We start from the raw sequence: 23,887 nt of genomic DNA on the forward strand, positions 1-23,887 counted from the left end.
ATTCACACCGTAGGAATCGGGCGTTCGCGCACCGTTCGCGCCGAAACCCCGCCCGCGAACGGTCCGACGTCCGCACGAAGCCGCAGGACCTGCGGCAACCACCACCGGTCGTCGTGTTGCTCGGCGGCGATCAGGGCGGCATCGAGAGTGGCGCGGGCGGCGTCCACCGACCCGGCGTCGATCTGGACCTCCGCCAGCAACGAGAGCCAGTACGGCATCCGCGCGAACGCCCGCTGCCGTCGCAACGCGGCGAGCCCGTCGCGGATCTTCGCGATTCCCGGTTCGCCGCCGACAAGCCGGCCTTCGAGGATCTGCGCCCACTGGCTGTAGTAGGCGAAGTGGTAGCGCTCGCACAGCTGCCGCAACTCCGTCAGCGAGGCGAGCAACGCGGTGTCGTCGCCCCGGACCTGATGCAGCACCGACGCGTACCCCAGCGCCACCGCGAGACTGTACGGGTGGCCGCAGGCCCTGCCCAGCTCGAGAGCATCCGCGGACGCCTGCTCGGCCGCCTGCTCGTCGCCGATCATCCAGTACGCGTGCGACTCCCACGCGTGGCAATGCACCTCGAGCCGCGTTCCGAGGATGAACGAATAGTCGTCCGAGAACGATCGCTGCGCGATGTCGAAATGTTCGATCGCCTCTCTCGGCCTGCCGAGACCGAGGGCGCCGCCCGCCACCGCGAAATGCGCCTGACCCTCGAATTCCGGATCCGCCGCGGACAGTTCGAGGGCACGCACGCCGAGCCCGTGGGCGTGCGCGGTGTGCCCCTGCACGAAGTGGACCGCGAACAATCCGATCAGCGCACCGAGCACCACCTTCGGCCTGCGGAGTCGCTGCCCCAACTCCATGGTGCGGTCCAGCGTCCGCTCGAGCTGAGGGTCGGAGTATCCGTACAGGGTGGTCAGCGGCGCCGACATCCCCTGCCGCACGTCCACCTCGTGAGCGTCCCGGTTGCGGCCCACCGGCATCGCCTCGAGAAGGTCGAGGCAGTCCCGGAAGAGCCGCAGGGCGTCGGCGTTCGCGAACACGCCTGCCGCTACCTCGGCTGCGCGCTGCAGATAGTGGAGGGCACGGTCGGGGCGGCCGCCGCGCCGATACTGCTCGGCGAGTTGCGCGGCCACGTCGTCGGTGCGGCCGGTGTGCAGAAGTTCGAGCCCCTGCGCCAGACGCCGATGCAGGAGCCAGCGTCGCGGCGGACCGACCGAGCGGTACGCGGCCTCCCGGACCAGGTCGTGCACGAAGTCGTACCCGGTGCCCGCCGGCCTGACGATCCTGCGCCGCCACAGTTCGTCCACCGCCTGCACGAGGGAATCGGTGTCCAGGTCGCTCGCCTCGCTGAGCAGGTCCAGATCGAAATCCGCGCCGAGGGCCGCGGCGAGGCCTGCGACGTCCCGGGCCGGTTCCGAGCACTGCCCGAGTCGCCGGGCCAGCACCTCGCCGAGGTCGCCGGCGCCCCCGCCGCCCTCGGTCGCATCCGTGCCCGGCACCATCCTGGCGGCCTCCACGACGTACAGCGGGTAGCCCGCGGTCGCGGCGTACAGCACCGCCTCCTCCGCAGGATCCAGCACCCGGCCACCGAGAGACCTCGCCAGTTCGACGGTCCCGTCCGCGGTCAACGGGTCCACCTCGACGTCCGTGACCAATCGCGCCGACCGGAGGGCCCGCAACGCGTCCCTCACGTCGCGGCGGGACTGCGCCTCGTCCGTGCGGGCGGTCGCCGCGACCAGTACCCGCAGACGGGTGTCGAGGGACAGCAGGAACGCCAGCCACGCCGTCGTCTCCGCGTCGCACCACTGCAGATCGTCGAGGACGAGCAGGACCGGCCGGCCGGGCGACAGCACCGCGCGCGCCGTCCCCTCGAAGAAGCGGTGCCTCTGCCATGCGTCGACCATCGCCCGGGACGTCGCCGGCCGCGGCGCGGACTCGGCGCTCGGGACCAGCCGCTCGACCTCGACCCTCCACAACGGATCCAGCGACCCGATCGCCGACCGAAACTCCGGGCTGCGCAGCCACTCGGCGACGGGGGCGAGCGCGACGCGGCCCGGGAGTCCGAAACACCGCGCCGTCGCCACCACTGCCCCGTCGGCGCGAGCGATCTCCGCGAGTTCGGTGGTCAACCGGGTCTTGCCGACCCCCGCGTCACCGGAGACGAGCACCAGCCCCTGCCTGCCGTCGAGGGCCTGCCGCCACCGCCGCTGCAATTCCGTGCATTCGCGCTCCCGCCCGATCAGGGCGGGCATCGCCGTCCGAACGCGTTCGCGCCGGGGAGCCGCGGCGGGTTTCTCGCCCAGCAGGTTGTCGAACAAGCGGGTGGTCGCGGCGCCCGGCGCGACCCCGAGTTCGGTCTCCAGCACCGCCGCGCACCGGTGATACGTGGTCATCGCCGCCGCCCGGTCGCCCGATGCGGCCTGCAGTTCCATGAGCGTCCGGTACCCGGCCTCGGCCAGCGGGTCGAGTTGGATGCGCCGACGCGCCCACGTCGTCGCCGTCTCCACCTCACCCGATTCCCGCAGCACCCGCACCGTCGCCTCGCAGAGTTCGACGCACTCCCGGCGCAGCACGTCCCGATGGTCGAGGACCCAGTCCTCGTACGCCCCAGGCATGAGGTCCCCGCGATAGGTGTCGATCGCGCAGTCCGCGTGTTCGAGAAATGCCGGGGTGTCGGAATCGGCGAGGGCGGCGAGGGCTGCCGCCCGCTCGCTGCGGAACGTGTCGACGTCCACCCGGCACGACGGCGAGTCCGTCCACGTCAGCGTCGGCCCGTCCGCGGTCGGCGCACCGTCCGACCCCAGGAGACCACGGAGGTTGTGCAGTTCCCGCCGCAGGTTGGTGCGGGCCTGCTGCTCGCTCGACTCGGGCCAGAACAGCCCGGCGAGACGGGTCCTGGACTGGGCGAGACCGGCGTGCAGCACGAGATAGGCCAGCAGCGCGATCGCCCGTGACGAGACGGTGCCTGCCCCGTCGCCCTCCGGGTTCGACACGCGCTGCTCGCCGAGCAGGTAGACCGTCACCATGACTGACCAGCTCCCGGTCGCGGAACGAGGCGAGCTTCCGCGTCATTCATCATCGCACGGTCAGCGGAAGTGCTGGTACAGCGCTTTCAGCTCCCGGATCGCGGCGTCCACCGCACGCTCGTCCTCACTGACCGAGCGGATCGCCTTCCGCAGCAGGAGCGGGTCGAGGTCGTCGATCGCCGCCCGGAAGTCGGCGTCGGGCAGTCCGGGCAACGAGGACTCGTCCCCGAACCAGTCGTCGACGTCCGCGTCGGAGGAGTCGCCCCCGACGCCCTCGATCAGCATGTCCAGATCGACGCCGCGCAGCGTCAGGATTTCGAGCGGGTTCTCGTCGATGCGTTCGGTGGTGAGGTACGCGACCGCCGCCGCATGCTTGCACGGCCACCCGTCGTCCGGGCACGTGCAGTCGTAGTTCAGCGCGGACGCCCCGGCGGGCAGCAGCAGGGGGCCGAGCGCCTCCGGAACCCCGCCGCCCGCCAGCATCGCCAGGCTGCCCGGTTGCCTGCGGACCACCGCGACCAGTTCGGCGATCTCCGACTCGTCGAGGCGATCGATCGAGACGGTCGCGACGAAGGGCTGGAGTTGGCTGCCCTGAACCTCCCCCGTCACCATTCCGCCTGCGATCTCGAGCGAGATCACCTGACCGCTGCGCGCGTAACTCCGACCGCGGCTCATCCGGCCCTTGTCGGCGACGAACTCGATGATGTCGACGAATTCGCGGCCCCACCACGTGCGGCCGAATGATCCCCGCTGGGACCGTGCCTCCAGCCCGCCCGTCACGGGTCGTCGCGGGCCGTACCGACCGAAGTACGGTCCGGGCCGCCGATTCGTCATTCGCCCACCGCCTCGTCGCCGAGCCGCAGCAGTTCGCCCAGCTGTTCGGTGCTCATCTCCGTCACCCAGTTCTCACCCGTCCCGACGGCGAGGTCCGCCAACTCCTGTTTGGTGGCGATCATCGCGTCGATCCGCTCCTCCAGGGTTCCGACGCACACGAGCTTGCGCACCTGCACGTCCCGCCGCTGGCCGATCCGGAACGCCCGGTCCGTGGCCTGGTTCTCGACGGCCGGGTTCCACCACCGGTCGAGGTGGACGACGTGATTGGCGGCGGTGAGGTTCAGCCCCGTTCCGCCTGCCTTCAGCGACAGCATCATGATCGGCGGCCCGTCGTCTCCTTGGAACGAGGCCACCATGTCGTCGCGTTTCTGCTTCGGAACACCCCCGTGCAGAAACGGCACGGGGGTACCGAAACGTTCGGCGAGATACGGGGTGACGAGATCACCGAATTCCCGGAACTGGGTGAACAGCAACGCCTTCTCGCCGTCCGCCACGACGGAGTCGAGGATGTCCTCGACGAGCCCCAGCTTGCCGGACCGGTGCTGTCCGCGCCGCATCACCGCCGACCCGTCGCGCAGGAAATGCGCCGGATGGTTGCACACCTGTTTGAGTTTGGTCAGGGCGGCGAGGACGGCGCCCTTGCGCTTCATGCCCTTCTTGTCCTTGATCTGCGCCATCATGTCGTCGACCACCGCCCGGTACAGCGCGGCCTGTTCGGCGGTGAGGTTGGCGCGGACCGTCATCTCGAACTTGTCCGGGAGGTCGGCGATGACGGCGGGATCGGTCTTGACGCGGCGCAGCACGAACGGGGACGTGACGGCGCGGAGCCGGGCGACCGCCCTCTCGTCCTGTTCCCGCTCGATCGGCACCACGAAACGCTTGCGGAACATCACCTCCGAACCCAGGATGCCCGAGTTCGCGAAATCGAGGATCGAGCGCAGTTCGTCCAGCCGGTTCTCGACCGGAGTGCCCGTCAGCGCGACGCGGTGCTCCGCCGGGATGCTGCGGGCCGCCCGCGCCTGCCCGGTCTTCGCGTTCTTGATGTGCTGCGCCTCGTCCAGCACCACCCGCCGCCAGTCCTGCTCCTTCAGCTGCGCGACGTCGCGGGCCAGCAGCGCGTACGTGGTGATCACCAGGTCGCTCTGCGTCACGGCGGCGGCGAGGTCGTCGCCGCTCAGCCGCTGCGGACCGTGGTGGACGAGCACCCGCAGCGAGGGAACGAAGCGCGCCGCCTCACGCTGCCAGTTGCCGACCACCGACATCGGGCACACCAGCAGTGTGGGCGTGGCGGCGTCCTCGTGTGCGAGCAGGGCGAGCAACTGCAGCGTCTTGCCGAGACCCATGTCGTCGGCCAGGACCGCCCCGAGCCCGAGGCGGCTCATGAACACCAGCCAGTCGAGCCCCCGCTTCTGGTACGGCCGCAGCGTGGCGTCCAACCCGTCCGGGGTCGGCACGTCCTGCGGCGTGATGTCGCCGTCGAGCAGCGCGGCCGCCCAGCCGGTGGCGGTGACCTCCTCGACGGGGAGATCGGACAGATCGTCTGCGATCAGGTCTTTCAGCAGGTCCACGATGGCGCGGTCGCCGCTGCTGTGCCGCTCCGCGACGTACCGCGCGGCGCGGGAGAGCACGTCCTGATCGGCCCGGACCCACTCACCGCGCAGCCGCACGAGGTCGCTCTTCGCAGTGACCAGCCGGTTCATCTCCGCGGCGGTGAGCACCGTGTCGCCGAGTGCCAGTTCCCAGTTGTACTGCACCAACTGGTCTTTGCCGACGGACCGGTTCTCCGCGCTCGCCGGGGTGCTCGGTGAGCTCACCCGTAGTCGCATCGACGGCGACGCCACACTCCAGGCCCGCGGCAGCAGCAGGCTGATGCCCTTCTCCTTCAACGCCACCGCGCCGTGCCCGACGAGGTCGATGACCACCGCGGTGGGCAGCATCAGGTCGAGACTGTCGGGGTCGCTCGGGACGTCCTGCAGACGCGGGTAGGCGGCGACGGCCTCGGTCAGTTTGCGAACACCGGTCTGCAGGCGGCTCGCCTCCGTCCGGTGCAGCGGAATCGGCACCGGCGCTTCACCTTCCGGACGCAGGCACACCTGCAGCCGCCACAACACCGTGTCCGGGTCCCAATCGCCCTCCACGTCCACGTCTTCCGGCTCGAGCAATCGCAGCACCAGTTCGGGTTCGTCCACCTTCAGGCTGTCCCGCCACCCGTCGAGGGCACCCGCCAGCTGGGCGGTGCCCTCGGCGAAGTCCTCACCCCGAATCAGCGCGTCGATCAGCGGATGCTCCGGTGCGGTGCCGGAATCGTCCGGGTGCCTGCCGCCCAGGACCCGCCGGGCGACGGGGTCGGTCAACTCGGTCACCATGTCGTCGAGCACCGCCCGCGGGGTGGTTCCGTGGCGCTGCACCGGGGGCATCGCGACCGACAGTTCCGTGAGCCACGCACGCTGCCGTTCGCCGCCGAGGAGCCGCCAGCGCGGCCACCAGCCGCCCTCCGCCCGGTGCACCTCCGGCACCACGCGTCCCGCACGCACCCAGCGCTCGACGCCGCGCGCCACGTGGGCGAGGTAGCGCAGATCCCCGGCGACCCGGGGGTCGCGGGCCGACACCGACAGCAGGAAGTCGGTCGCGTCCGGCGGTGCGAGGGCGACCGCCGCCCACTCGAGCATCTCCGGGCCCGACGGCGTCGGCATCGGCACCTTCACGTGATGGCGGAACTTCCGGGCGAGCACCCGCCCGACCGCGTCGGTCGGCTCCTCGGCGGCCGGATTCCGGTCCTCCACCCACAGCATGAGACCCGAACCGGGTGTCCAGAGGCCGTGCAGCATGCACCCATCCAATCAGGCGCAACCGACAGTCGGAGAAATCCCTGCTCGGCGGCTGTAACCCTCGACGAGATTCCACCGATGAACGAGGTGGCGGCTGTCCACGCCGGGATCGACCGGGATCGCTGCCGTTGGTAGATCGCAGTGATCGGAGGAAGACACAATGGACGCGACACAGATGTTGCAGGTTCTCGTTCAGCTCATCCAGGTCCTCGGACCGTTGATGGGAGGCGGCGGAGGCGGCGGAGGCACAGGCTCCCTGGGTAGCCTGTTCGGCTCCTGAGTTCTCACGAAGCAGGCCCGCCGACCCCGTTCGGCGGGCCTACGTCGTGCCCGGATCCGGGCCTGGAGTTCGTGATAGGACTGTGGGCGTGAGCATGGCATACGGCTTCAGCGAATACGGCGGCCCCGAGACGCAGCAGTTCTTCGACGTCCCCGTTCCCTCCCCCGGCCCCGGACAACTGCTGGTCGCCGTCCACGCGGCGGGCGTGAATCCCGCCGATTGGAAGGTGCGGGCGGGAACGCGGAAGGACACGGTCCCGGTCACCCTTCCCGCGGTTCTCGGCCGGGAGGTCGCGGGTGTGGTCGCCGACGTCGGCCCCCGGGTGACCGGGTTCGCGGTCGGCGACGCCGTGTTCGGGGCGACCGCCACCGGTTTCGGTGGATACACCGAGTACACCCTGGTCAACACGGCCGCAGCGGCGCACAAGCCCGACGCGGTCTCGTTCGCCGACGCGGCCACCCTGCCCGTCGCGGCGGGGACCGCGTACGACGCGCTGACGACCCTGGACCTGGCTCCCGGCAGCCGATTGCTCGTCGTCGGTGCGGGCGGTGGCGTGGGGGTGGCGGCGCTGCAGTTGGCCGCGGCCCGGGACGTCACCGTGATCGGGGTCGCGAGCGAGGGCAAGCGGGAGGTCGTCGAGTCGCTCGGCGCCACGTGGGTGGCGTCCGGGAACGGACTCGCCGAACGGGTGCCCGGCCCGGTGGACGCGGTCTTCGATCTCGTCGGCGGTGCCGCGCTGGCCGAGGCGGCGCGGCTGGTGACGGATCCGGCGGCGATCATCAGTGTCGGCGACCCACTCGCGGCACGGGACCTCGGCGGTTCGGGAGTGGAACGGCGCCGCACGTCCGCGGTGTTCGCGAAGGTGGCCGCGCTGGTGGCCGACGGAACCCTCGACCCGCGGGTGGCACACCGGTTCCCGTTCGCGCACGCCGGTGACGCTCTCGCGACGGTCGAATCCGGTCACACGAGCGGCAAGGTCGTGATCGAGTTCGGTGAGCGGGTCTGGCTTTCACCCGGTCCGAGGTAGATGCTGGAGAGACGTAGCTGCCGGAAACTCTCGGGAGTCGGCCATGAGCATCCTGATCCAGGTTCTCGAACAGGGGTACGCGCTCACCACCCCGTGGGAGCAACGGAAGTACGCCTTCGTCGATGCCACCCACATCGTCACCATTCGCCTGGACGGGCAGTCGGGTGTGTGGCTCGACGGAATGAAACACGGTGAGGCGCACCGGCTTGCGGTCACTCCCGTCGCCAGCGAGGCGATCTTCTTCCTCCTGCGCACGCTCGACCTGCTCGCCGAATGCCGGCAGAGCGGCGGTTCCTGGGTCATCGGTCACGACGGCACGCACGTGTCGTCGATCGCCGCGGTGCGCCTGCCCTTCAGCTGACCTGTCGGGGGCCCGGTGCATACTCCTGGACGGTAGGGGAGAGTTTTCGAGCGCCGGGGGACGCATGAGACTTCTGTACGTGACGGCGTGGCTGGCCGTGATCCTGTCGGCCGGTGGTTGCGGGGTGTCGCTGCTCGACCTGGGTGACAGCCCCGCACCGGGCAGCCCGCCCCGCGCGCACATCGAGGAGTTGCTCGGGCGGGTCGCGACGGTCGAATCCCGTCCGCACCCGGGCGGATACCAGCGCGGGTGTTCCGGCCGGGAGCTGTGCGTCTTCGGACCGGCCTGGACCGACGACCAGGACGCCGCGGGCGGCCACGACGGGTGCGACACCCGCAACAACGTTCTGGCAATCGATCTCCGCTCGGTGGTCTTCCGCGACGGCACCCGCGACTGCGTGGTGCTCAGCGGTGTCCTCGCCGATCCGTACTCCGGTGAGGTGCTCCCGTTCGACCGGGCGGACGCGAAAGCCGTCCAGATCGACCACGTCGTATCTGTTGCTTCGTAGGTGTTGCCAGCGAAAGGTCGTGGTCAGAGCGTCGTCGGCATGCCGACGACGTCTGCATGCTTGGGTGAGGTCGAGCGTGCCAGGCGCTGTGTTGCTAGAGGGGTCTTAGCTGGGCGATTTCGCGTCGGAGTGTGAGATTCTCTCCGTGGGCGGCGGCGAGGGCCTGTCGGAGCTCGAGCATTTCTGCGTGGTGGCGGCTGCGGATTTCCTTCAGCTGGGTGGACAGGGCGCGGACTGCGGAGGATGTGGTCGGCTGCTCGGCGGGGGTGGTGTCGCGGCCCGCGCTGTGGTGGCCGGCCGTGGTGCGGAGGTCTTCGATCTTTCGGCGGAGGTCGCCGTGCTTGTAGAGGAAGTCGGTCGAGAGTCCGGCCTTGCGGGCGACGCTCGCGAAGGTGACCGGCTGGCCAGCCGAGGACAGTTCTCGGAGTGCGTCGGTGGCCCGTGCCATGGCCTGGTCGTGTCGGCGGCGTGCAGCTTGCTGGAGGTGTTCGGGCATGATTCGGCTCCCGTCAGGCGGTGTGGTCGTGGACTCCGGCGCCGCGGATTCCGTGTTGGTCGGCGGCGTCGGTGATCGCGAGCAGGATCTGGTTGAGTGAGGTGACCTCGTCGGTGCGGCCTTGTAGCCAGACGTTGTCCTCGCTCATCTGCGTTCCGTAGCGGGCCGCGAATGTCTCCTTGCGGATCTCGATGAGCCGCTGGGTCTCCTCGAGTTGCCGGGAGAGTTCGGTGGCATGGGTGGCATCAGTTACGAACTTCGGGCAGGTCAAGCACGCGTTGCCCTTGTCGCAGGACTGCTTCGGCGGGAGGGTGCACCAACCGTTCGGCAGAACGCGATCAGCCCGGCTGTCGAGCTTGAGGAAGTCGTAGAGATCCGAGGTGTCGATCGCGGGGGCTCGGCCGTCGCTGGTGACCTTCTTGTAGCGCAGGAATTCACGCTCCTGGGTTTCCGACAGCGTCACCGCATAGTGCATGGTCATTTCAGGGCTGACATGTCCGAAGTATCTCATCACCACGTGCAATGGAACGCCCGCGTTGAGCAGGTTGGTGGCGGCTGTGTGTCGGAAGCGGTGTGTCTTACTGATCGTGACCGGGTGTCCGGCGCTGTCGGTGATCGCCAAGCGATCCGCGAGTGCGGCCAGGTGCGCATGCAAGGTGGGCATTGGATAGGACGCGGTGCCGTTGCGGTTCTGAATACGTTTCAGGAAAAGGTATCTGGGAGTCTGGTCTGGTCTGCCGACTCGCGCCATGTGCTCTCGCGCGACCTGTTGTTGAGCCCTGATGACGGTGACGATTTCGGCATCGACCGGGATCGAGGCGGGTTGTGCGGATTCGATCTTCGTCTGTTGGTAGCGCATGCGGGCCACGAAGTCCGCACTGTCGACCGTGTCGGAATGCGGCTTCGATGTTCTCTGGAGTGGGATCAAGGGGTCGAAGTCCATCATGAGGATCTCGTTGACTCGGCGTCCGGTGCGAATGAGGAGCATCAAGATGTGAAAGGCCTGGATGTCACCGAGGCCGCCCTCGGTGCGTGGCTTCGCGAGCAGTTCGGCGCCGGCGGCGATCCTGGTGACCACCGCGTCTTCGAGGACCATGTCGTCGTCGTGTCGCTTGTTGGTCAGGCGTGGTTTGTCTTCGGGCCGGAACAACACGCAGTGCTCGGGGCGCAGTAGTCGCCATTCGGGTTGGCCCAGCGTGTGGGACGCTTCGTCGCGATGGTCAAACATCCATTGGTAGAACTGTTCAATCGAGGTCATGATGTTCCGACGCGGATTCTTGCCCAGGAGCTGGTTCTTGTTCTTTCCGGTGGTGACGGTGTGCGTGCGTAGCATCTCGCAGAATCCCCGCACGAACGGCCGGAAGGTGGAAGGGTCGCTGGTCAGGGCGGGGCCGGCGTCACCGACCGTGTCGAGATGGCGTTGAAGCCATTTGAGTGCGTCGAGACGCGATTTGATCGTGCTCCAGCTGTAGCGGCCGTTCTCGAGGTTCTCCGAGAGCCATAATTTGGCGCCCTCACGGAGCCAGTCACTGCTCAGTCGACTGAAGTTGGCGGTGTGTTGGCCCATCGGTTCGTGTTCACGTTGGGGAACGCGGGGGTCGAGTTGTGGATTCCACAGGTTCAGCTGCCACCACGGGCCCTGATGGTAGGGGTAGACAAGAATGTCCTGTAGACGCCGCAAACGGTGGAGAGCATTTCCGTCGTGGCTGGCTCCGCGCTGCAGTCCGCGTAACCGCGCCCGCTGCGCCTCTCTCAGCCACTGTTCAGGGGTGAGGTGCAGCAATGACTGCGCCGACCGGGCAGTCTTCCCACCGTAGCCAGTAGCGGCACGCAGGGTTCCTGTGGCGGCGTTGAAGTGCACTGGGTGGATATTTCTACCCAATTCCACCTCCCGGTGGATCAACCAGGCCAACTCCCAGGTCATCGGTTCCGGCAGCGAGCGAAAGTTCAGGGCCACCGATGTCCATGGTCCTCCTCCCACGCTGCGCTCGGCGACCGCGGGGGCGTAGATGTCGGGCATGTTCTTCTTGTCGAAATGATCTCTGCGGCATGGCTCGGGCAGTGAATCCCACAGCTGCCGCGCCCGAAGGGGATCAAACATCTCCGAGACGGGCAGCCGCAGGTCGCGGCTTTCGAGGCGTTTAGGTTCTGGGCCGGGATCGCGTTTTTGACTACGGGACATCAGTTTTCGTCTCCCATCCGGATACGACGTCACGCCAGTTCGCCAGCGCTTCGAGTTCGGCGTCCTCGGTGACGTGCCCATACCTGTTGATCGTGGTTTGCACGTCTCGGTGCCCGAGTCGCCTGCTGACCACATGCAGCGGTGTTCCCGCGAGCAGCAGTGCGGTGGCGTGGGTATGACGGAACCAGTGCGGCGTCATCGATTCCGGTAGCTGCGGCACCTTCCGTTTCATCGCTCTCAGGTGCGCATACACGCTTTCGCCGCGCAGTGGTGCGTAGAGCGGTTCGCGTCGGGTGTTGCAGAAGATGTATCCGGTGTCCCAGTCGTCGATCACGCCGTCTGCGCCATGGTCGCAGAGCCACCACACGAAATCGCCGTAGAGGCGGTCGAGGCGGCTGCCGACGAAGATCTTGCGGTAGCCGGATTTCGGTATCAGTCCGTGGGGGTGTGGTCGTGGCACGATGGCAACCGATGCCGTGTCGCCGCGGCTGGTGTTCCAGTCTCGATGCTGAAGTGAGAGTGCTTCACCGATTCGCATGCCGGTCTCGGCCAGCAAGGTCCAGAGAAATCGGTACCGCAGATCTCCTGACCAGTCGCCGGTCGGCGCGCACGATGCCTCGGCTGCGATCAGGGCGTCGATGGAGTCCGGCTCCAGCAGTGGAGTCCGCCGGTTTCGGAGTCTCACGCGGATAGCAGTCCGTCGCTGAGTATTTCGACGAGCAATGTGTTCGAGCATCGGCATATATCTGCCCGGCCGTGATCGCACGTGCTCGTAGAGGAACGATGCGGCATCGACGCCGAACGCGGCATGGTATCGGTAGAAGCTCATCACCGGTCGTATGCGGATCGCCACGGTTGCTTCTGTGACGGTCGCTTCCGGATGAAGTTGCCGGATCGCCGGATCGAACTGACCGGTGCGCACGGCCATCAGAAATTGTCCGAAGTCGCTGAGCTGGACCGTATCCCACTGCCGTCCCGACTTCTCCAGGTAGGACCACCAGAGTGCCAGACCACGCGCGTACGTTTTGATGGTGTTCGGAGAGAACTCCGATTGACGGGCGAATTCCAGATACTGCTCGATCGGTTCGACGAGTGTGTGGGAATCGGACACCACCGTCCACGTCGTCTCTCCGCCGGTCATCACACGTTGCGTGGACGCCATCTGGTCTCCTTCGACGTGACCACGCTAACGCGCTCAATGCCTCAGTCTCGGGATTGCCGTCCGGTGTGTCAGCGATGTCGTCGGCATCGCATGCCAACGTCCGATACGTGTACCCGTGACGACGATCGCCGACGAACTACACCCATGTCGATGATGTGAACGGCACAACACTCCTAGTGCCGGATACCACGTCTACCCGCTGGCGGCGGCGTGGGACATGGGCGCGTCGACGTGGCCGCCCGAGCGCCGGCTCCGGTTCGCCAACGACGTCACGTTCAACCTGCTGGCCGTCAACGGCGCCGACAATCAGGACAAGGGCGACCAGACCCCGCAGGACTGGCTGCCACCGAACCCGGCGTACCGCTGCTTCTACGCGGGCAAGTACCTCTCGGTGGCGGTGGAGTACGGACTTCCGGTGACACAGGCGGACCGCGACGCGCTCGCCGAAGTGGCGGAGTGGTGTCCGTGATCGTCTCAGCGCCTCAGGCCACCGTGAACGACCGGGTGTGCCAGCCGGTGGCGCCGCTCGGGACCGGCGGCGTCCGCTCCTCCACCTGCACGTTGCCGTCCAGATCGGTGGCGCGCACCTGGAGTGTGTGCAGGCCGGACGCGGCCTCCCACTCCCACGTCCACTGCCGCCAGGTGTCGATGCTGTACTGCGGGGCGAGGGTCGCGGTCTGCCATGCGCCGTTGTCGACCCGTACCTCCACCTTCTCGATGCCGCGGTGCTGCGCCCATGCGGTTCCGGCGACGAGTACCGGGCCGGGCGCGGTGGGTGCGAACGGGGCGGGCACGTCGATCCGGGATGCGGTCTTGATCGGACCTTCCGCGGACCACCCGCGCTTCGTCCAGTAGGCCTCGGCCTTGTCGAATCGTGTGAGTTCCCACTCCACCACCCATTTGGTGGCCGACACGTAGCCGTAGAGACCGGGGACGACCTGCCGCACGGGGTAACCGTGTTCGAACGGCAGCGGCTGACCGTTCATCGCCACCGCGAGAATCGCGTCGCGTCCGTCCCGCAGCGCCGCGACCGGGGTGCCCGCCGTGAAGTGGTCGCTGCTCGTGGACAGCAGCATGTCGGCGTCGGGGTGCACGCCTGCCTCGTCGAGGATGTCCTTGATGGGGTAGCCGATCCACGTGGCGTTGCCCGCGAGGTTTCCACCGACCTCGTTGGACACGCACGTCAACGTGATCAGCCGTTCCACGGGCGTGCGTGCGATCAGGTCGTCCCACGAGAGGGTGAGTTCGCGGTCCACCATGCCGTGGATACGCAGTTGCCAGTCGTCCGTCGTCAGCCGCGGCACCCGCAGGGCGGTGTCGATCCGGTAGAAGTCCTCGTTCGACGTGACGAACGGGGTGCCGCCCGGCACGCCGATGTCGGTGCCCGGCGCGATCGCGGCCGCCCGGTCCGTCACCCCGGGAATCGCGAAGGCGCGGCGGTTGTCCACGGCGCCCGCGACCTGCTGCCCGAGGTACCGGCCCGCGGCTCCCGCGGCCGCGGCCGTCGCGGCGGCGGCTGCGGCCACCAGGAGAAAAGTGCGGCGCGGCAACCACGAATCCTCGGAGTCCGAGTTCTCGGGTGCCCGCGCGGTGGCAGTCAGCACCCGCAGGACCGCGATACCGGCGACGACACCCACCACTGTCGGCAGCGCATACATCCAGGTGGCGCCGGGACGCTGGGTGGCGGCCACGATTCCGACCAGCCCGAGCACCGCGAGGATTGCGCTGCCGAACGGGGCCCGGGGGCGCTCGACGATCCCCGCGACCGCAGCGAGGGCCACGATGAGGATCGTCATGCCCACGAACAACGCGGGTTTGTCGTTGGTGCCGAACGTGTGTATCGCGAACTCGCGGGCCCAGGCGGGGCTGCGGTCCACCGTCGTCGATCCGACTGCGTAGAACGGCGACGCATTCGGGTCGATCAGCGCCGCCAGCAGTTCGCCCACTCCGAGTACCATGCCGGCGGCGATCACTCCGGCGAGCGCGCGCGAGAACAGGTGCCGCCGTCTCCGTGGCGTCCGCGCCGCCTCGTGCCGGTCACCGATCGTGGTAGTCATCGCAGCCTTGCTCCTTTGCCGTCGTCACCGTGTATTCGGAGCTGAGAACGCGCACGGATGGGAGCCCACCACTAGTATTTACCGGATGAACCAGCTCGACAAAGACACTCTTCTCTGCATCTCGCTCTCCGGCCGGCCGAGCAACATCGGCACCCGGTTTCACAATTATCTGTACGGCGAGCTGGGCCTCAATTTCGTGTACAAAGCCTTCACCACCAACGACCTCCAGGCCGCGGTCGGCGGCATCCGGGCGCTGGGGATCCGCGGCGCCGGTGTCTCCATGCCGTTCAAGGAGCAGATCATCGATTATGTCGACGTGATGCACGAATCGGCGTCGGTCATCGAGTCCGTCAACACGATCGTCAACGAGGACGGGGCGTTGCACGCCTACAACACCGACTACCAGGCCATCGCGAACCTGTTGCGCGACAACGCGTTGCCCCACTCGCTCTCGGTGGCGGTGGCCGGGAGCGGCGGCATGGCCAAGGCCGTCGTCGCCGCCGTGCGCGACTACGGGTTCACCGACGTCACCGTGATCGCCCGCAACGAGAAGACCGGCGGCGCCGTCGCGAAGCAGTACGGATTCGACTGGCAGCCCGAACTGGGCGCGGCGCGACCGGGGCTGCTGATCAATGCCACCCCCGTCGGAATGGCCGGTGGTCCCGAGGCCGAGGATCTGGCATTCGAACTCGACGCGATCGACGCGGCGGAGGCCGTATTCGACGTGGTGGCGATGCCCGCCGCGACGCCACTGATCCGGGCGGCGGCCGAACGCCACAAGACCGTCATCACGGGCGCCGAGGTGATCGCGTTGCAGGCCGCGGAACAGTTCGTCCTCTACACCGGCGTGCGCCCGTCTCCCGAAGAGATCCGCAGGGCCTCCGAGTATTCACGGTCGTGAGGTGACCACCGCCGAGACACCCGCGCAGCGGCTCGCCCGCAATTTCAGCGAGCTACTGCAGGAACTCCGTGTCGCGCAGGCCGGTGTGCAGATCCTGTTCGCCTTCCTCCTGGCGGTCGCCTTCACCGAGGCGTACGAGGAGCAGTCGTTCGGCCTCCGCATGCTGCATCTCGTCACGGTGCTCCTGACGACGGTGTCCTCGGCGCTCCTCATCGCCCCGGCGGTCTGGCATCGCGTGCTGTTCCGTCAGGGCCGCCGGGCCGACATCCTGCGTAAGGCCAACCTGTTCGCGCTGTGGGGTGTCGGATTTCTGGCCGCCGCCATGACCGGCACCGTGATCCTGATTGCCGAAGTGGCAGTGGGCGGTCCGGTCGCGATCGTGATCGGCGTGGCGGCCGCGCTGATGTTCGCGACGCTCTGGTTTGTGTTGCCCCGTCTTTTCAATCACCACGCCGACGGCGAGGAGTAGGTCCCGCCGCTCCGCGTCCCGTTGTCCGCGAGCTGTTGCCCGACAACGTTTTTCTCACCGCAGGTGGTTCCCCCACCACCGCATCCGGGACCCGTCACGCCCCCGGTCGGCCGTAAACCCCAACCGTGTCCGAATCTGGATTAATTCAATTTTGGGTCTTGACACGAATTGTGACCCCTGTCACGCTTCTCTATACGGAATCATTATTTCGCATTGTGGAAGAAGGGTCGCATGGTTTTCGATGCAGGACTCCAACGATTCAACGAGGCGTCACGGTCCGAGGCAATGGAATGGGCGCGAATCTGCCTGGACATCCCCCGGTGGGCAGACGAACTCGTCTCCGCCCGGCCGTACCCCGATCGCGCCTCGCTGCTCACCGCGGCCAGGACGGGGGCCGGCCCGCTCTCCGCGGAGGAGATTGAACTGGCCCTCGCCCACCACCCCCGAATCGGTGAACCCCCGGGCGGCGACGACGCCGAGTCGCACCTGGCCCGCTCGGAGCAGTCGAACGTCGATTCGTCCGACGCGGCGGCGAAGAAACGGCTGACCGACGGCAACCGCGCCTACGAGGACAAGTTCGGACGGGTCTTCCTGATCCGCGCCGCCGGGCGCAGCACGTCCGACGTCCTCACCGCCCTCGACCGCAGGCTGGTCAACGACGAGGCCGGCGAATTGGCCGTTGTCGCAGAGGAACTGCGCGACATCGCCGCACTCCGGCTCACCGGGATGCTGGACGCATGAGCGACGTCAGCCAGGTCACCACCCACGTGCTGGACGCGGCCGAAGGCATGCCCGCGCGGGAGGTGCCGGTCACGCTGGCGGTCCTGCGAGAGTCCGCGTGGGTCACCGTCGCCGACGCCGTCACCGACGACGACGGGCGCGCCGCGGCCCTGGGACCTGCCCGACTCGAGCCGGGCACCTACCGGATCGTGTTCGACACCGGACGCTACTTCGCCGCGAAGGGACGTCCGACGTTCTACCCCGACATCACCATCACGTTCGCCCTCACCGACAGCGAACAGCACTACCACGTACCTGTCCTTCTCAGCCCATTCGCATACTCGACCTACCGAGGGAGCTAATCATGAGCAAGATCGTGCTCGGCCAGAACCAGTACGGCAAGGCGGAAGTCCGGTTGGTCAAGATCACCCGGGACACCAAGCGACACGAGATCGAAGACGTCACCGTCACTTCGCAACTGCGCGGAGACCTCGACGCGGTACACACCGAAGGCGACAACGCGCACGTCGTGGCCACGGACACCCAGAAGAACACGGTGTACGCGTTCGCGCGCGACGGCGTCGGCGCGATCGAGACGTTCGCCATGCGACTCGGGAAGCACTTCACCGGCGAGTTCGAGTGGATCACCGGCGGGCGGTGGGAGATCGAGCAGTACTCGTGGGCGCGGATCCCGGTCGACGGCGAGGGCCACGACCATTCCTTCGTCCGATCCAGCGACGAACGACGCAACACCGTGGTCACCATCGACGGCGACCGGATTTGGATCGTGTCCGGTCTCAGCAACATGGTGGTGCTGAAGTCGACGGGTTCGGAGTTCCGCGGATACCCGAAGGACAAGTACACGACCCTGCAGGAGACGTCCGACCGGATCCTCGCGACGTCGGTGAGCGCCCGATGGCGGTACCTCACCACCGACGTCGACTTCGACAAGACGTTCGAGAACGTGCGCGCAATCATGTTGGAGGCGTTCGCCACCACCCATTCGCTCGCGCTGCAGCAGTCGCTGTTCCAGATGGGTTCGGCGGTCCTCGAGGCGCATCCGGAGATCGCCGAGGTGAAGTTCTCGATGCCGAACAAGCACCACTTCCTGGTCGACCTGGAACCGTTCGGACTCGACAACCCCGGCGAGGTGTTCTTCGCCGCCGACCGCCCCTACGGGTTGATCGAGGCGACCGTCGAGCGTGAGGGCGCGCCCGACGCCGGCCGCGCCTGGGATTCCGTTCCCGGATTCTGCTAGGAGCGCGGCGATGAAGCGGATCGGACATCGGGTCGCCGGAACGACCGGACCCGAAGACGAGCGTTTGCCGCTCGGAAAGTCGTACATCTACGGGTTGCAGCACATCCTGACCATGTACGGCGGCGTGATCGCGCCTCCCCTGATCGTCGGCGGCGCCGCCGGACTGACCGGCGTCGAGATCGGCCTGCTCGTGTCGGCGGCCTTGTTCGTCAGCGGCGCCGCCACCTTGCTGCAGACCCTCGGCGTTCCCTTCTTCGGCGCCAAACTCCCCCTGGTGCAGGGCATTTCCTTCGCCTCGGTGTCGACGATGGTGGCGGTGGCCGCCGGTCCGGGCGGGCTGCGCTCGGTGTTCGGGGCCATCATGGTCGCAGGCGTGATCGGGTTGCTGATCAGCCCCTTCTTCTGCAAGATCGTGCGCTACTTTCCCCCCGTCGTCACCGGGTCGATCATCACGGTCATCGGCATCTCCCTCCTGCCGGTCGCGGTGCGGTGGGCGATGGGCGGCAACGCCAAGGCCCCGGACTGGGGATCGATGTCCAACATCGGACTCGCCGGGTTCAGCCTGTTCGTCGTGTTGCTGGTGAGCCGACTGGTCCAGGGCACCCTGTCGCGGTTGTCCATCCTGATCGGCATCGTGGTGGGCACGCTGTTCGCCGCGCTGATCGGCAAGGCCGACTTCAGTGCCGTCGGGAAGGGTGCGATCTTCGAACTGCCGCAGGTGTTCGCGTTCGGCACCCCGCTGTTCCAGATCGGCGCGATCATCTCGATGACGGTGGTGATCCTGGTGATCATGACCGAGACGACGGCGGACATCCTCGCGGTCGGCGAGATCGTGGGGACGAAGGTGGATGCTCGCCGGGTCGGCGACGGACTCCGCGCCGACATGCTCGCCACCACCGTGGCACCGGTGTTCGGGACGTTCCCGGCCAGCGCGTTCGCCCAGAACGTCGGGCTCGTCGCGATCACCGGGATCAAGAGCCGGTACGTCGTCGCGGCAGGCGGTTCGGTCCTGTTCGCTCTCGGGCTGTTCCCCATCCTGGGTCGGCTGGTGGCCTCCGTGCCGCTGCCCGTCCTCGGCGGCGCCGGGATCGTGCTCTTCGGCTCGGTGGCCGCGAGCGGAATCCGCACCCTGTCCAAGGTGTCGTACGACGGCAACCTGAACCTGGTGATCGTCGCGGTGGCCCTCGGATTCGGCGTCATCCCGATCGCGGTGCCCGAGTTCTACTCGGCCTTCCCGGAGTGGGTGCACATCGTCTTCGACTCGGGAATCAGCGCGGCGAGCATCGTCGCGGTGTTGCTGAACATCCTGTTCAACGAGATCAAGGCGGGCAACCGGCCCGCGCCGTCGGTGGTGTCGGCGGCGCCTCCCGTCGCCGTCCACCGCGCTGAAGAGTCGGAGCACCCGGCCGACATTGAGCGACCGGCGGACACCGAGCCCCGGGCGGACACGGCGCGCACCTCCGCCGTGCGCAATGAGTGATCAGCCGTATCAGCCGACGCTGACGCAACTCCGCGCGTTCGCCGCCGTCGCCACCCACCTGCATTTCGGCTCGGCGGCATCGGATCTCGGGATCAGCCAGCCCACCCTCTCGAGGGCGCTGGCTGCTCTCGAGACCGGGCTCGGGGTCACCCTGATCGAGCGGAGCAGTCGCCGGGCGATCCTGACCCCGGTCGGCGGGCGACTGCTTCCGTACGCGCAGCGCACCCTCGACGCCACCGAGGAGTTCGTGGCCTCGGCCACCGCTATGGCGTCACGGCGGATCCGGACCCGGTGAGGGGTGGGGACGCGGGCAGGCGTCCTCACCCCACCTCGGCCCGCAGCAGCGACGCCATCCGCGCGTCGAACGCCACGAACAGCACCCGCGGAATCCCGGAGTCCGAGTCACGGACGGCGCCGACCGCCTGCCGGACGGCGTCGTCCGCGGGCCAGCCGTACACCCCGGACGAGATCAGCGGGAACGCGACGGACTGCGCGCCGACATCGGCGGCCACCGCCAGGCTCGCGGTGTACGCGCTGCGCAGGGTGGCCGACCGATCGTCCGAAGCGGAATAGACGGGGCCGACCGTGTGGATCACCCATCGGGCGGGCAACCGGCCCGCCGTCGTCGCGACCGCGTGTCCCGCCGGCAGTCCGTCCTGCAATGTGGTGGCCCTCAGTTGCCGGCATTCGGCGAGGATCTCGGGGCCACCGGCCCGGTGGATGGCGCCGTCCACGCCACCGCCGCCGAGCAGTCCGGAGTTGGCGGCGTTGACGATCGCGTCGACCTCGACCGTCGTGATGTCACCCTGCACTACCTCGATGGTGGTCATGTGCCCATTATCGCCGCGAGCCCACCGCGACCCGCACGATCAGTCCGGCGACCAGCGCCCAGAATGCGGACCCGATGCCGAGGATGCTCACCCCCGAGGCGGCGATCAGGAACGTGACGACGGCACCCTCCCGTTCGCGGACGTCGTCGAGGGCGGAGGCCAGAGCCCCGCCGAGGGTGCCGAGGAGGGCGAGTCCGGCGACGGCCTCCACGACGCCCTCGGGCGCCGCGGCGATGAGTGCGGCGACCGCGGCGGAACACACCGCGAGCACGAGGTACGCCCAGCCTGCCGTGAACGCCGCGATCCAGCGTTTCCGTGGGTCGGGATGTGCGGACGGCGCGGCGGCGAGCGCGGCGCTGATGGCGGCGAGGTTGATGGCGTGCCCACCCGCGGGGGCGCCGACGAGGGTCCCGACACCGGTCACCAGCATGGCCGGCCGCCACGGCACCCGGTAGCCGAAGGAATTCATGACGGCGGTGCCGGGAATGTTCTGGGACGCCATCGTCACGATGTACAGCGGGATCGCGATCCCGACCATCGCCTGCCACGTCCATGCCGGTGCCGTGACGTCGAGCCTCGGCAGGAGCGCGCTGGTGTCGAGGGTGTCGTTGCCGGAGACGAGACCGACCGCGATCACCACCGCGGCAGCCGCGAACGCGGCCGGGACCGCCCACCGCGGCGAATACCGCTGCAGAACCAGCCACACGAGGACGACGGGCGCAACGGCGAGCGGGGCGTCGCGCAACGCCAGCACCGGCGCCAGGCACAGCGGCAGCAGCACCCCGGCGAGCATCGCCTGCGCGAGGGCCGGGGGGATGGCCGCGATGAGCCGTCCCAGCCGCGGCCACAGCCCCGTGAGGATCACCGCCGCCCCCACGACGGCGAACGCCCCGACCGCGGCGGGCCACCCGCCGCTCACCGTTCCCGCCCCGGCGAGCAGAGCCGCGCCCGGCGTCGACCACGCGAGGGTGATCGGCATGCGGTAGTGCCGCGACATCCACAGCATCCCCAGCGCCTGCGTCACACACAGCGCCAGCAGTCCCGACGCGGCCTGGGCGGAGTTCGCGCCCACCGCCGTCAGCCCGGTGAGTACGACCGCGAACGAACTGGTGAAGCCCACCAGGGCGGTGACGATTCCGGCGCTGATCGGCTGGGCGGCGGAATCCGGTGAACGCACATCACTGTCGGGCACAGACATAGGACGCGATTCTGCCCGACGCGGGGTGCAGACGATCCGTGGCATTAGGGTCGGGACGGTGAAACACGACGACGCCCCCGCGATGCCGACCGCCGCACACTTCCCCGCGCTGTGGCCGGTGCCGACCCGCTGGGCGGACAACGACCACTACGGGCACGTCAACAACGTCACGTACTACTCGTACTTCGACACGGCCGTCAACGGCTGGCTGATCGCGACGACGGGCACCGACATCCGGGATCTGCCCGCCATCGGCGTGGTCGCCGAGACGTCCTGCAGGTACGTCAGCGAGCTGACGTTCCCGGACCGCCTGCAGGTGGGATTGTCCGTCGAGAAGCTGGGCACCCGGAGCATCGTGTACGCGCTCGCCATTTTCCGCGAGAACGGCGACGCACTCGACCTCGCCGCTCTCGGCCGCTTCGTTCACGTCTACGTGGACGCGAAGACCCGCACGCCGGTTCCGATCCCTGACGAAATTCGCAGCGCCGTAACCCTTCTGGCGGCGCCGGGCACGCCCTGAGGGTCCGGCACCACCGGGTGGTTCAGCGCAGGCCCTCGGCCTCGGCGGTGGCCACCGCCCGGGCGATGATCCCGTCGATCAGCGCGACCGTGGGCGCACCGGTCTCGGCCTTGTTGCGGGGGTCGTCGATCACGCGGCGCAGCACGCCTTCGGCGATGATCGCCAGCTTCCACAACGCGAGCACGTGCCAGTACCCGACGTGCGTGACATCGCGTTTGGTGTGGTGGACATAGGCCTCCACGAGTTCGGCCCGGGTGGGGAATCCCTCGAGGGTGGAGGCGGGGAACGGTCCGGCGTCCTCGTCGCCTGCCTCGGGCCAGTAGGCCAGCAGCGCGCCCACGTCGGCGAGCGGGTCTCCCAGCGTGCACAGTTCCCAGTCGACCACCGCGACCACCTCGCCCTCCTCCGGCGAGGTGATGACGTTGCTCAGGTGAAAATCACCGTGCACCAACGACAGTTCGGCCTGCTCCGGCATGTTGCGCTCGAGAATCCCGGCCAGATCCTCGATGGCCGGGACCTCGCGGGTGCGGGACTTCTCCCACTGATCCGTCCAGCGCTTCAACTGCCTTGCCGCGTAAGGTTTGTGGCTGGCCAGGTCCTCCAGCCCGGCGTCCCGGAGGTCGACCGCGTGAATCTTCGCGAGCGCCTTCGGCATCGCCAGCCCGACGGCACCCCGCTGCTCGGGTGTCAGCTTCTTCGCCACGCCGACACTGTCGATCACCACCCCCGCGACGTAACTCATCAGCACGAGCGGCGCGTCCGTGACCTCCGGATCTTCGGTGAGTCCGAGAATCTTCGGCACCGGAACGTCGGATCCCTGCAGAGAAGACAGAATCCGGTGTTCGCGGACCACGTCGTGCGCCGACGCGAGCAGATGTCCGAGCGGTGGTCGCCGCAGCACCCACCGTCCGCCACCCGCGTCGCTGACCGCGTACGTGAGATTCGACTGACCGTTCCCGATCCTCTCGAAGCTCAGCGGCGCGATCGCTCCCACACCGAGTCCGGCAATCCACGCAGAAACGGCATCTTCGTTCAGCCCCACAGCATTCACGCGCTCGATGCTAACCGCTCGGAAGCCCGATGCGGAGGGAACCGGTCCGCACCGCAGGTCGCGGCCCTAGGGTGGCAACAGTGAGGCCGAATCGGCCGGAACTGGAGGGACGGACGTGGAAGTTTTCCTCATCGTGTGTGGCGTGCTCCTCGCCGTGAGCGCCGTCGCCGTGAGCATTCCCAAGCTGAGACTGAAGGGAACCGCGTGGACGGGGTTGCAGGCCCGGGGCCTGAGCGGGCAGCAGGTGCGGCTGATCGGCGTGGCGGAACTCGCGGGCGGTATCGGCGTTCTCGTCGGCCTCTACTGGACTCCGCTGGGCGTGATCGCGACGGTGGCGCTGCTGATTCTCCTCTTGTGCGCTATCGCGTTTCACGCCAGACACGGCGATTACGGCAATCCCGATACCCGGGCCGTCGCGATGCCCGCGGTCTACCTCGCGGTGCTCGCCGTCCTCGCCTCGATCGGGTTCGTGTTCGCGGGGTGATCCGGACGTTTCGGACAATTGCAGCGACAACCATGCGTCGGTGGCGTTCGAATTGGTCATTAGACGCAGCATGACACCCATCGCACCCCCGAAACTGGGCATTCTGCTCGACGTCGGCGGTGCCACTTGCGCACTTCGCGTTCCCGTGGATGCTGTGAAGTAGGACACACCCGTCCTACCGCAGTACCCGTCTCCGACGAACCCACAAGGTTCACGGACTCGACAAC

The 23,887-nt window shown here is 68.1% G+C and carries 20 protein-coding genes and 3 pseudogenes; 13 read left to right on the plus strand and 10 right to left on the minus strand.

All coding sequences use genetic code 11. The features are described 5' to 3' along the window. Positions 1-2: 2 nt before the first annotated feature. From P3H15_RS26235 to P3H15_RS26245, 3 genes are read right to left on the minus strand one after another with little or no spacing between them, the layout of a single operon-like run. Positions 3-3,014 (minus strand): AAA family ATPase, encoded by a 3,012-nt coding sequence (locus P3H15_RS26235; RefSeq protein WP_276139908.1) that lies wholly within the window; start codon positions 3,012-3,014, stop codon positions 3-5. Between the two features lie 60 nt (positions 3,015-3,074). Beyond that, the gene (locus P3H15_RS26240) at positions 3,075-3,848 is read right to left on the minus strand and encodes an SWIM zinc finger family protein (RefSeq protein WP_276139909.1); all 774 of its coding nucleotides are present in this window, start codon (positions 3,846-3,848) and stop codon (positions 3,075-3,077) included. Further along, positions 3,845-6,676 carry a DEAD/DEAH box helicase gene (locus P3H15_RS26245; RefSeq protein WP_276139910.1) on the minus strand — a complete coding sequence of 944 codons (2,832 nt, stop codon included), beginning with the start codon at positions 6,674-6,676 and terminating at the stop codon, positions 3,845-3,847. The genes P3H15_RS26240 and P3H15_RS26245 overlap by 4 nt, the downstream gene beginning before the upstream one ends. 374 nt (positions 6,677-7,050) lie before the next feature. On the opposite strand from P3H15_RS26245, the gene P3H15_RS26250 reads away from it, so the two are divergent. The 3 genes and pseudogenes from P3H15_RS26250 to P3H15_RS26260 form a co-directional block, all read left to right on the plus strand. Further along, positions 7,051-7,983, plus strand: coding sequence for an NADP-dependent oxidoreductase (locus P3H15_RS26250; protein ID WP_276139975.1), 933 nt, complete (start codon positions 7,051-7,053; stop codon positions 7,981-7,983). A gap of 43 nt (positions 7,984-8,026) precedes the next feature. After that, on the plus strand, positions 8,027-8,344 hold the full coding sequence (locus tag P3H15_RS26255) for a hypothetical protein (protein WP_012688484.1): 318 nt from the start codon (positions 8,027-8,029) through the stop codon (positions 8,342-8,344). A 64-nt stretch (positions 8,345-8,408) separates the two neighbouring features. Beyond that, positions 8,409-8,849 (plus strand): annotated as a pseudogene (locus tag P3H15_RS26260) (deoxyribonuclease); the annotation flags it as partial. A gap of 97 nt (positions 8,850-8,946) precedes the next feature. Here P3H15_RS26260 and P3H15_RS26265 read toward each other — a convergent pair. From P3H15_RS26265 to P3H15_RS26275, 3 genes are all read right to left on the minus strand, one after another. Next, positions 8,947-9,348 carry a DUF6262 family protein gene (locus P3H15_RS26265; protein WP_276139911.1) on the minus strand — a complete coding sequence of 134 codons (402 nt, stop codon included), beginning with the start codon at positions 9,346-9,348 and terminating at the stop codon, positions 8,947-8,949. 13 nt (positions 9,349-9,361) lie between these two features. Further along, entirely contained in the window at positions 9,362-11,449 is a 2,088-nt protein-coding gene (locus tag P3H15_RS26270; protein WP_276139912.1) for a site-specific integrase, read from the minus strand. Between the two features lie 70 nt (positions 11,450-11,519). After that, on the minus strand, positions 11,520-12,692 hold the full coding sequence (locus P3H15_RS26275; RefSeq protein WP_276139913.1) for a tyrosine-type recombinase/integrase: 1,173 nt from the start codon (positions 12,690-12,692) through the stop codon (positions 11,520-11,522). A gap of 187 nt (positions 12,693-12,879) precedes the next feature. On the opposite strand from P3H15_RS26275, the pseudogene P3H15_RS26280 reads away from it, so the two are divergent. Continuing rightward, a pseudogene (locus P3H15_RS26280) lies at positions 12,880-13,161 on the plus strand (HNH endonuclease family protein); the annotation flags it as partial. Between the two features lie 13 nt (positions 13,162-13,174). Here the strand turns inward: P3H15_RS26280 and P3H15_RS26285 are convergent. Further along, positions 13,175-14,749 (minus strand): molybdopterin-dependent oxidoreductase, encoded by a 1,575-nt coding sequence (locus P3H15_RS26285; protein ID WP_276139914.1) that lies wholly within the window; start codon positions 14,747-14,749, stop codon positions 13,175-13,177. Between the two features lie 85 nt (positions 14,750-14,834). On the opposite strand from P3H15_RS26285, the gene P3H15_RS26290 reads away from it, so the two are divergent. The 7 genes and pseudogenes from P3H15_RS26290 to P3H15_RS26320 form a co-directional block, all read left to right on the plus strand. Beyond that, positions 14,835-15,650 (plus strand): shikimate 5-dehydrogenase, encoded by an 816-nt coding sequence (locus tag P3H15_RS26290; RefSeq protein ID WP_276139915.1) that lies wholly within the window; start codon positions 14,835-14,837, stop codon positions 15,648-15,650. A gap of 1 nt (position 15,651) precedes the next feature. Further along, the gene (locus P3H15_RS26295) at positions 15,652-16,119 is read left to right on the plus strand and encodes a DUF6328 family protein (protein ID WP_276139916.1); all 468 of its coding nucleotides are present in this window, start codon (positions 15,652-15,654) and stop codon (positions 16,117-16,119) included. A 231-nt stretch (positions 16,120-16,350) separates the two neighbouring features. Continuing rightward, a complete protein-coding gene (uraD, locus tag P3H15_RS26300) occupies positions 16,351-16,860 on the plus strand; it encodes a 2-oxo-4-hydroxy-4-carboxy-5-ureidoimidazoline decarboxylase (protein WP_276139917.1) in 510 nt (169 codons plus the stop codon). Continuing rightward, the gene (gene uraH / locus P3H15_RS26305) at positions 16,857-17,201 is read left to right on the plus strand and encodes a hydroxyisourate hydrolase (protein ID WP_072946167.1); all 345 of its coding nucleotides are present in this window, start codon (positions 16,857-16,859) and stop codon (positions 17,199-17,201) included. The genes uraD and uraH overlap by 4 nt, the downstream gene beginning before the upstream one ends. Before the next feature lie 2 nt (positions 17,202-17,203). After that, positions 17,204-18,097 carry a factor-independent urate hydroxylase gene (pucL, locus tag P3H15_RS26310; protein WP_276139918.1) on the plus strand — a complete coding sequence of 298 codons (894 nt, stop codon included), beginning with the start codon at positions 17,204-17,206 and terminating at the stop codon, positions 18,095-18,097. A 10-nt stretch (positions 18,098-18,107) separates the two neighbouring features. Then, positions 18,108-19,577, plus strand: a complete 1,470-nt coding sequence (locus P3H15_RS26315; protein ID WP_276139919.1) for a nucleobase:cation symporter-2 family protein — start codon at positions 18,108-18,110, stop codon at positions 19,575-19,577. Continuing rightward, positions 19,570-19,836: pseudogene (locus P3H15_RS26320) on the plus strand (LysR family transcriptional regulator); the annotation flags it as partial. The gene P3H15_RS26315 and the pseudogene P3H15_RS26320, both read left to right, overlap by 8 nt. Before the next feature lie 61 nt (positions 19,837-19,897). On the opposite strand, the gene P3H15_RS26325 reads toward P3H15_RS26320, so the two are convergent. Together P3H15_RS26325 and P3H15_RS26330 are read right to left on the minus strand one after the other, a co-directional pair. Beyond that, entirely contained in the window at positions 19,898-20,407 is a 510-nt protein-coding gene (locus tag P3H15_RS26325) for an O-acetyl-ADP-ribose deacetylase (RefSeq protein ID WP_276139920.1), read from the minus strand. Positions 20,408-20,414: 7 nt separating this feature from the next. Further along, complete coding sequence (locus P3H15_RS26330) at positions 20,415-21,605, minus strand: benzoate/H(+) symporter BenE family transporter (RefSeq protein WP_276139921.1); 1,191 nt, start codon at positions 21,603-21,605, stop codon at positions 20,415-20,417. A gap of 82 nt (positions 21,606-21,687) precedes the next feature. On the opposite strand from P3H15_RS26330, the gene P3H15_RS26335 reads away from it, so the two are divergent. Further along, entirely contained in the window at positions 21,688-22,125 is a 438-nt protein-coding gene (locus tag P3H15_RS26335; RefSeq protein WP_276139976.1) for a thioesterase family protein, read from the plus strand. Positions 22,126-22,147: 22 nt separating this feature from the next. On the opposite strand, the gene P3H15_RS26340 is transcribed toward P3H15_RS26335, so the two are convergent. Continuing rightward, positions 22,148-23,176 carry a phosphotransferase family protein gene (locus P3H15_RS26340; RefSeq protein WP_276139922.1) on the minus strand — a complete coding sequence of 343 codons (1,029 nt, stop codon included), beginning with the start codon at positions 23,174-23,176 and terminating at the stop codon, positions 22,148-22,150. A gap of 115 nt (positions 23,177-23,291) precedes the next feature. Between P3H15_RS26340 and P3H15_RS26345 the strand changes: the two genes are divergently transcribed. After that, complete coding sequence (locus tag P3H15_RS26345) at positions 23,292-23,660, plus strand: DoxX family protein (protein ID WP_276139923.1); 369 nt, start codon at positions 23,292-23,294, stop codon at positions 23,658-23,660. Positions 23,661-23,887 lie beyond the last annotated feature (227 nt).

It is taken from the genome of Rhodococcus sp. T2V (assembly GCF_029269925.1).
In the GTDB taxonomy this organism is placed as follows: Bacteria; Actinomycetota; Actinomycetes; order Mycobacteriales; family Mycobacteriaceae; genus Rhodococcus_F; species Rhodococcus_F koreensis.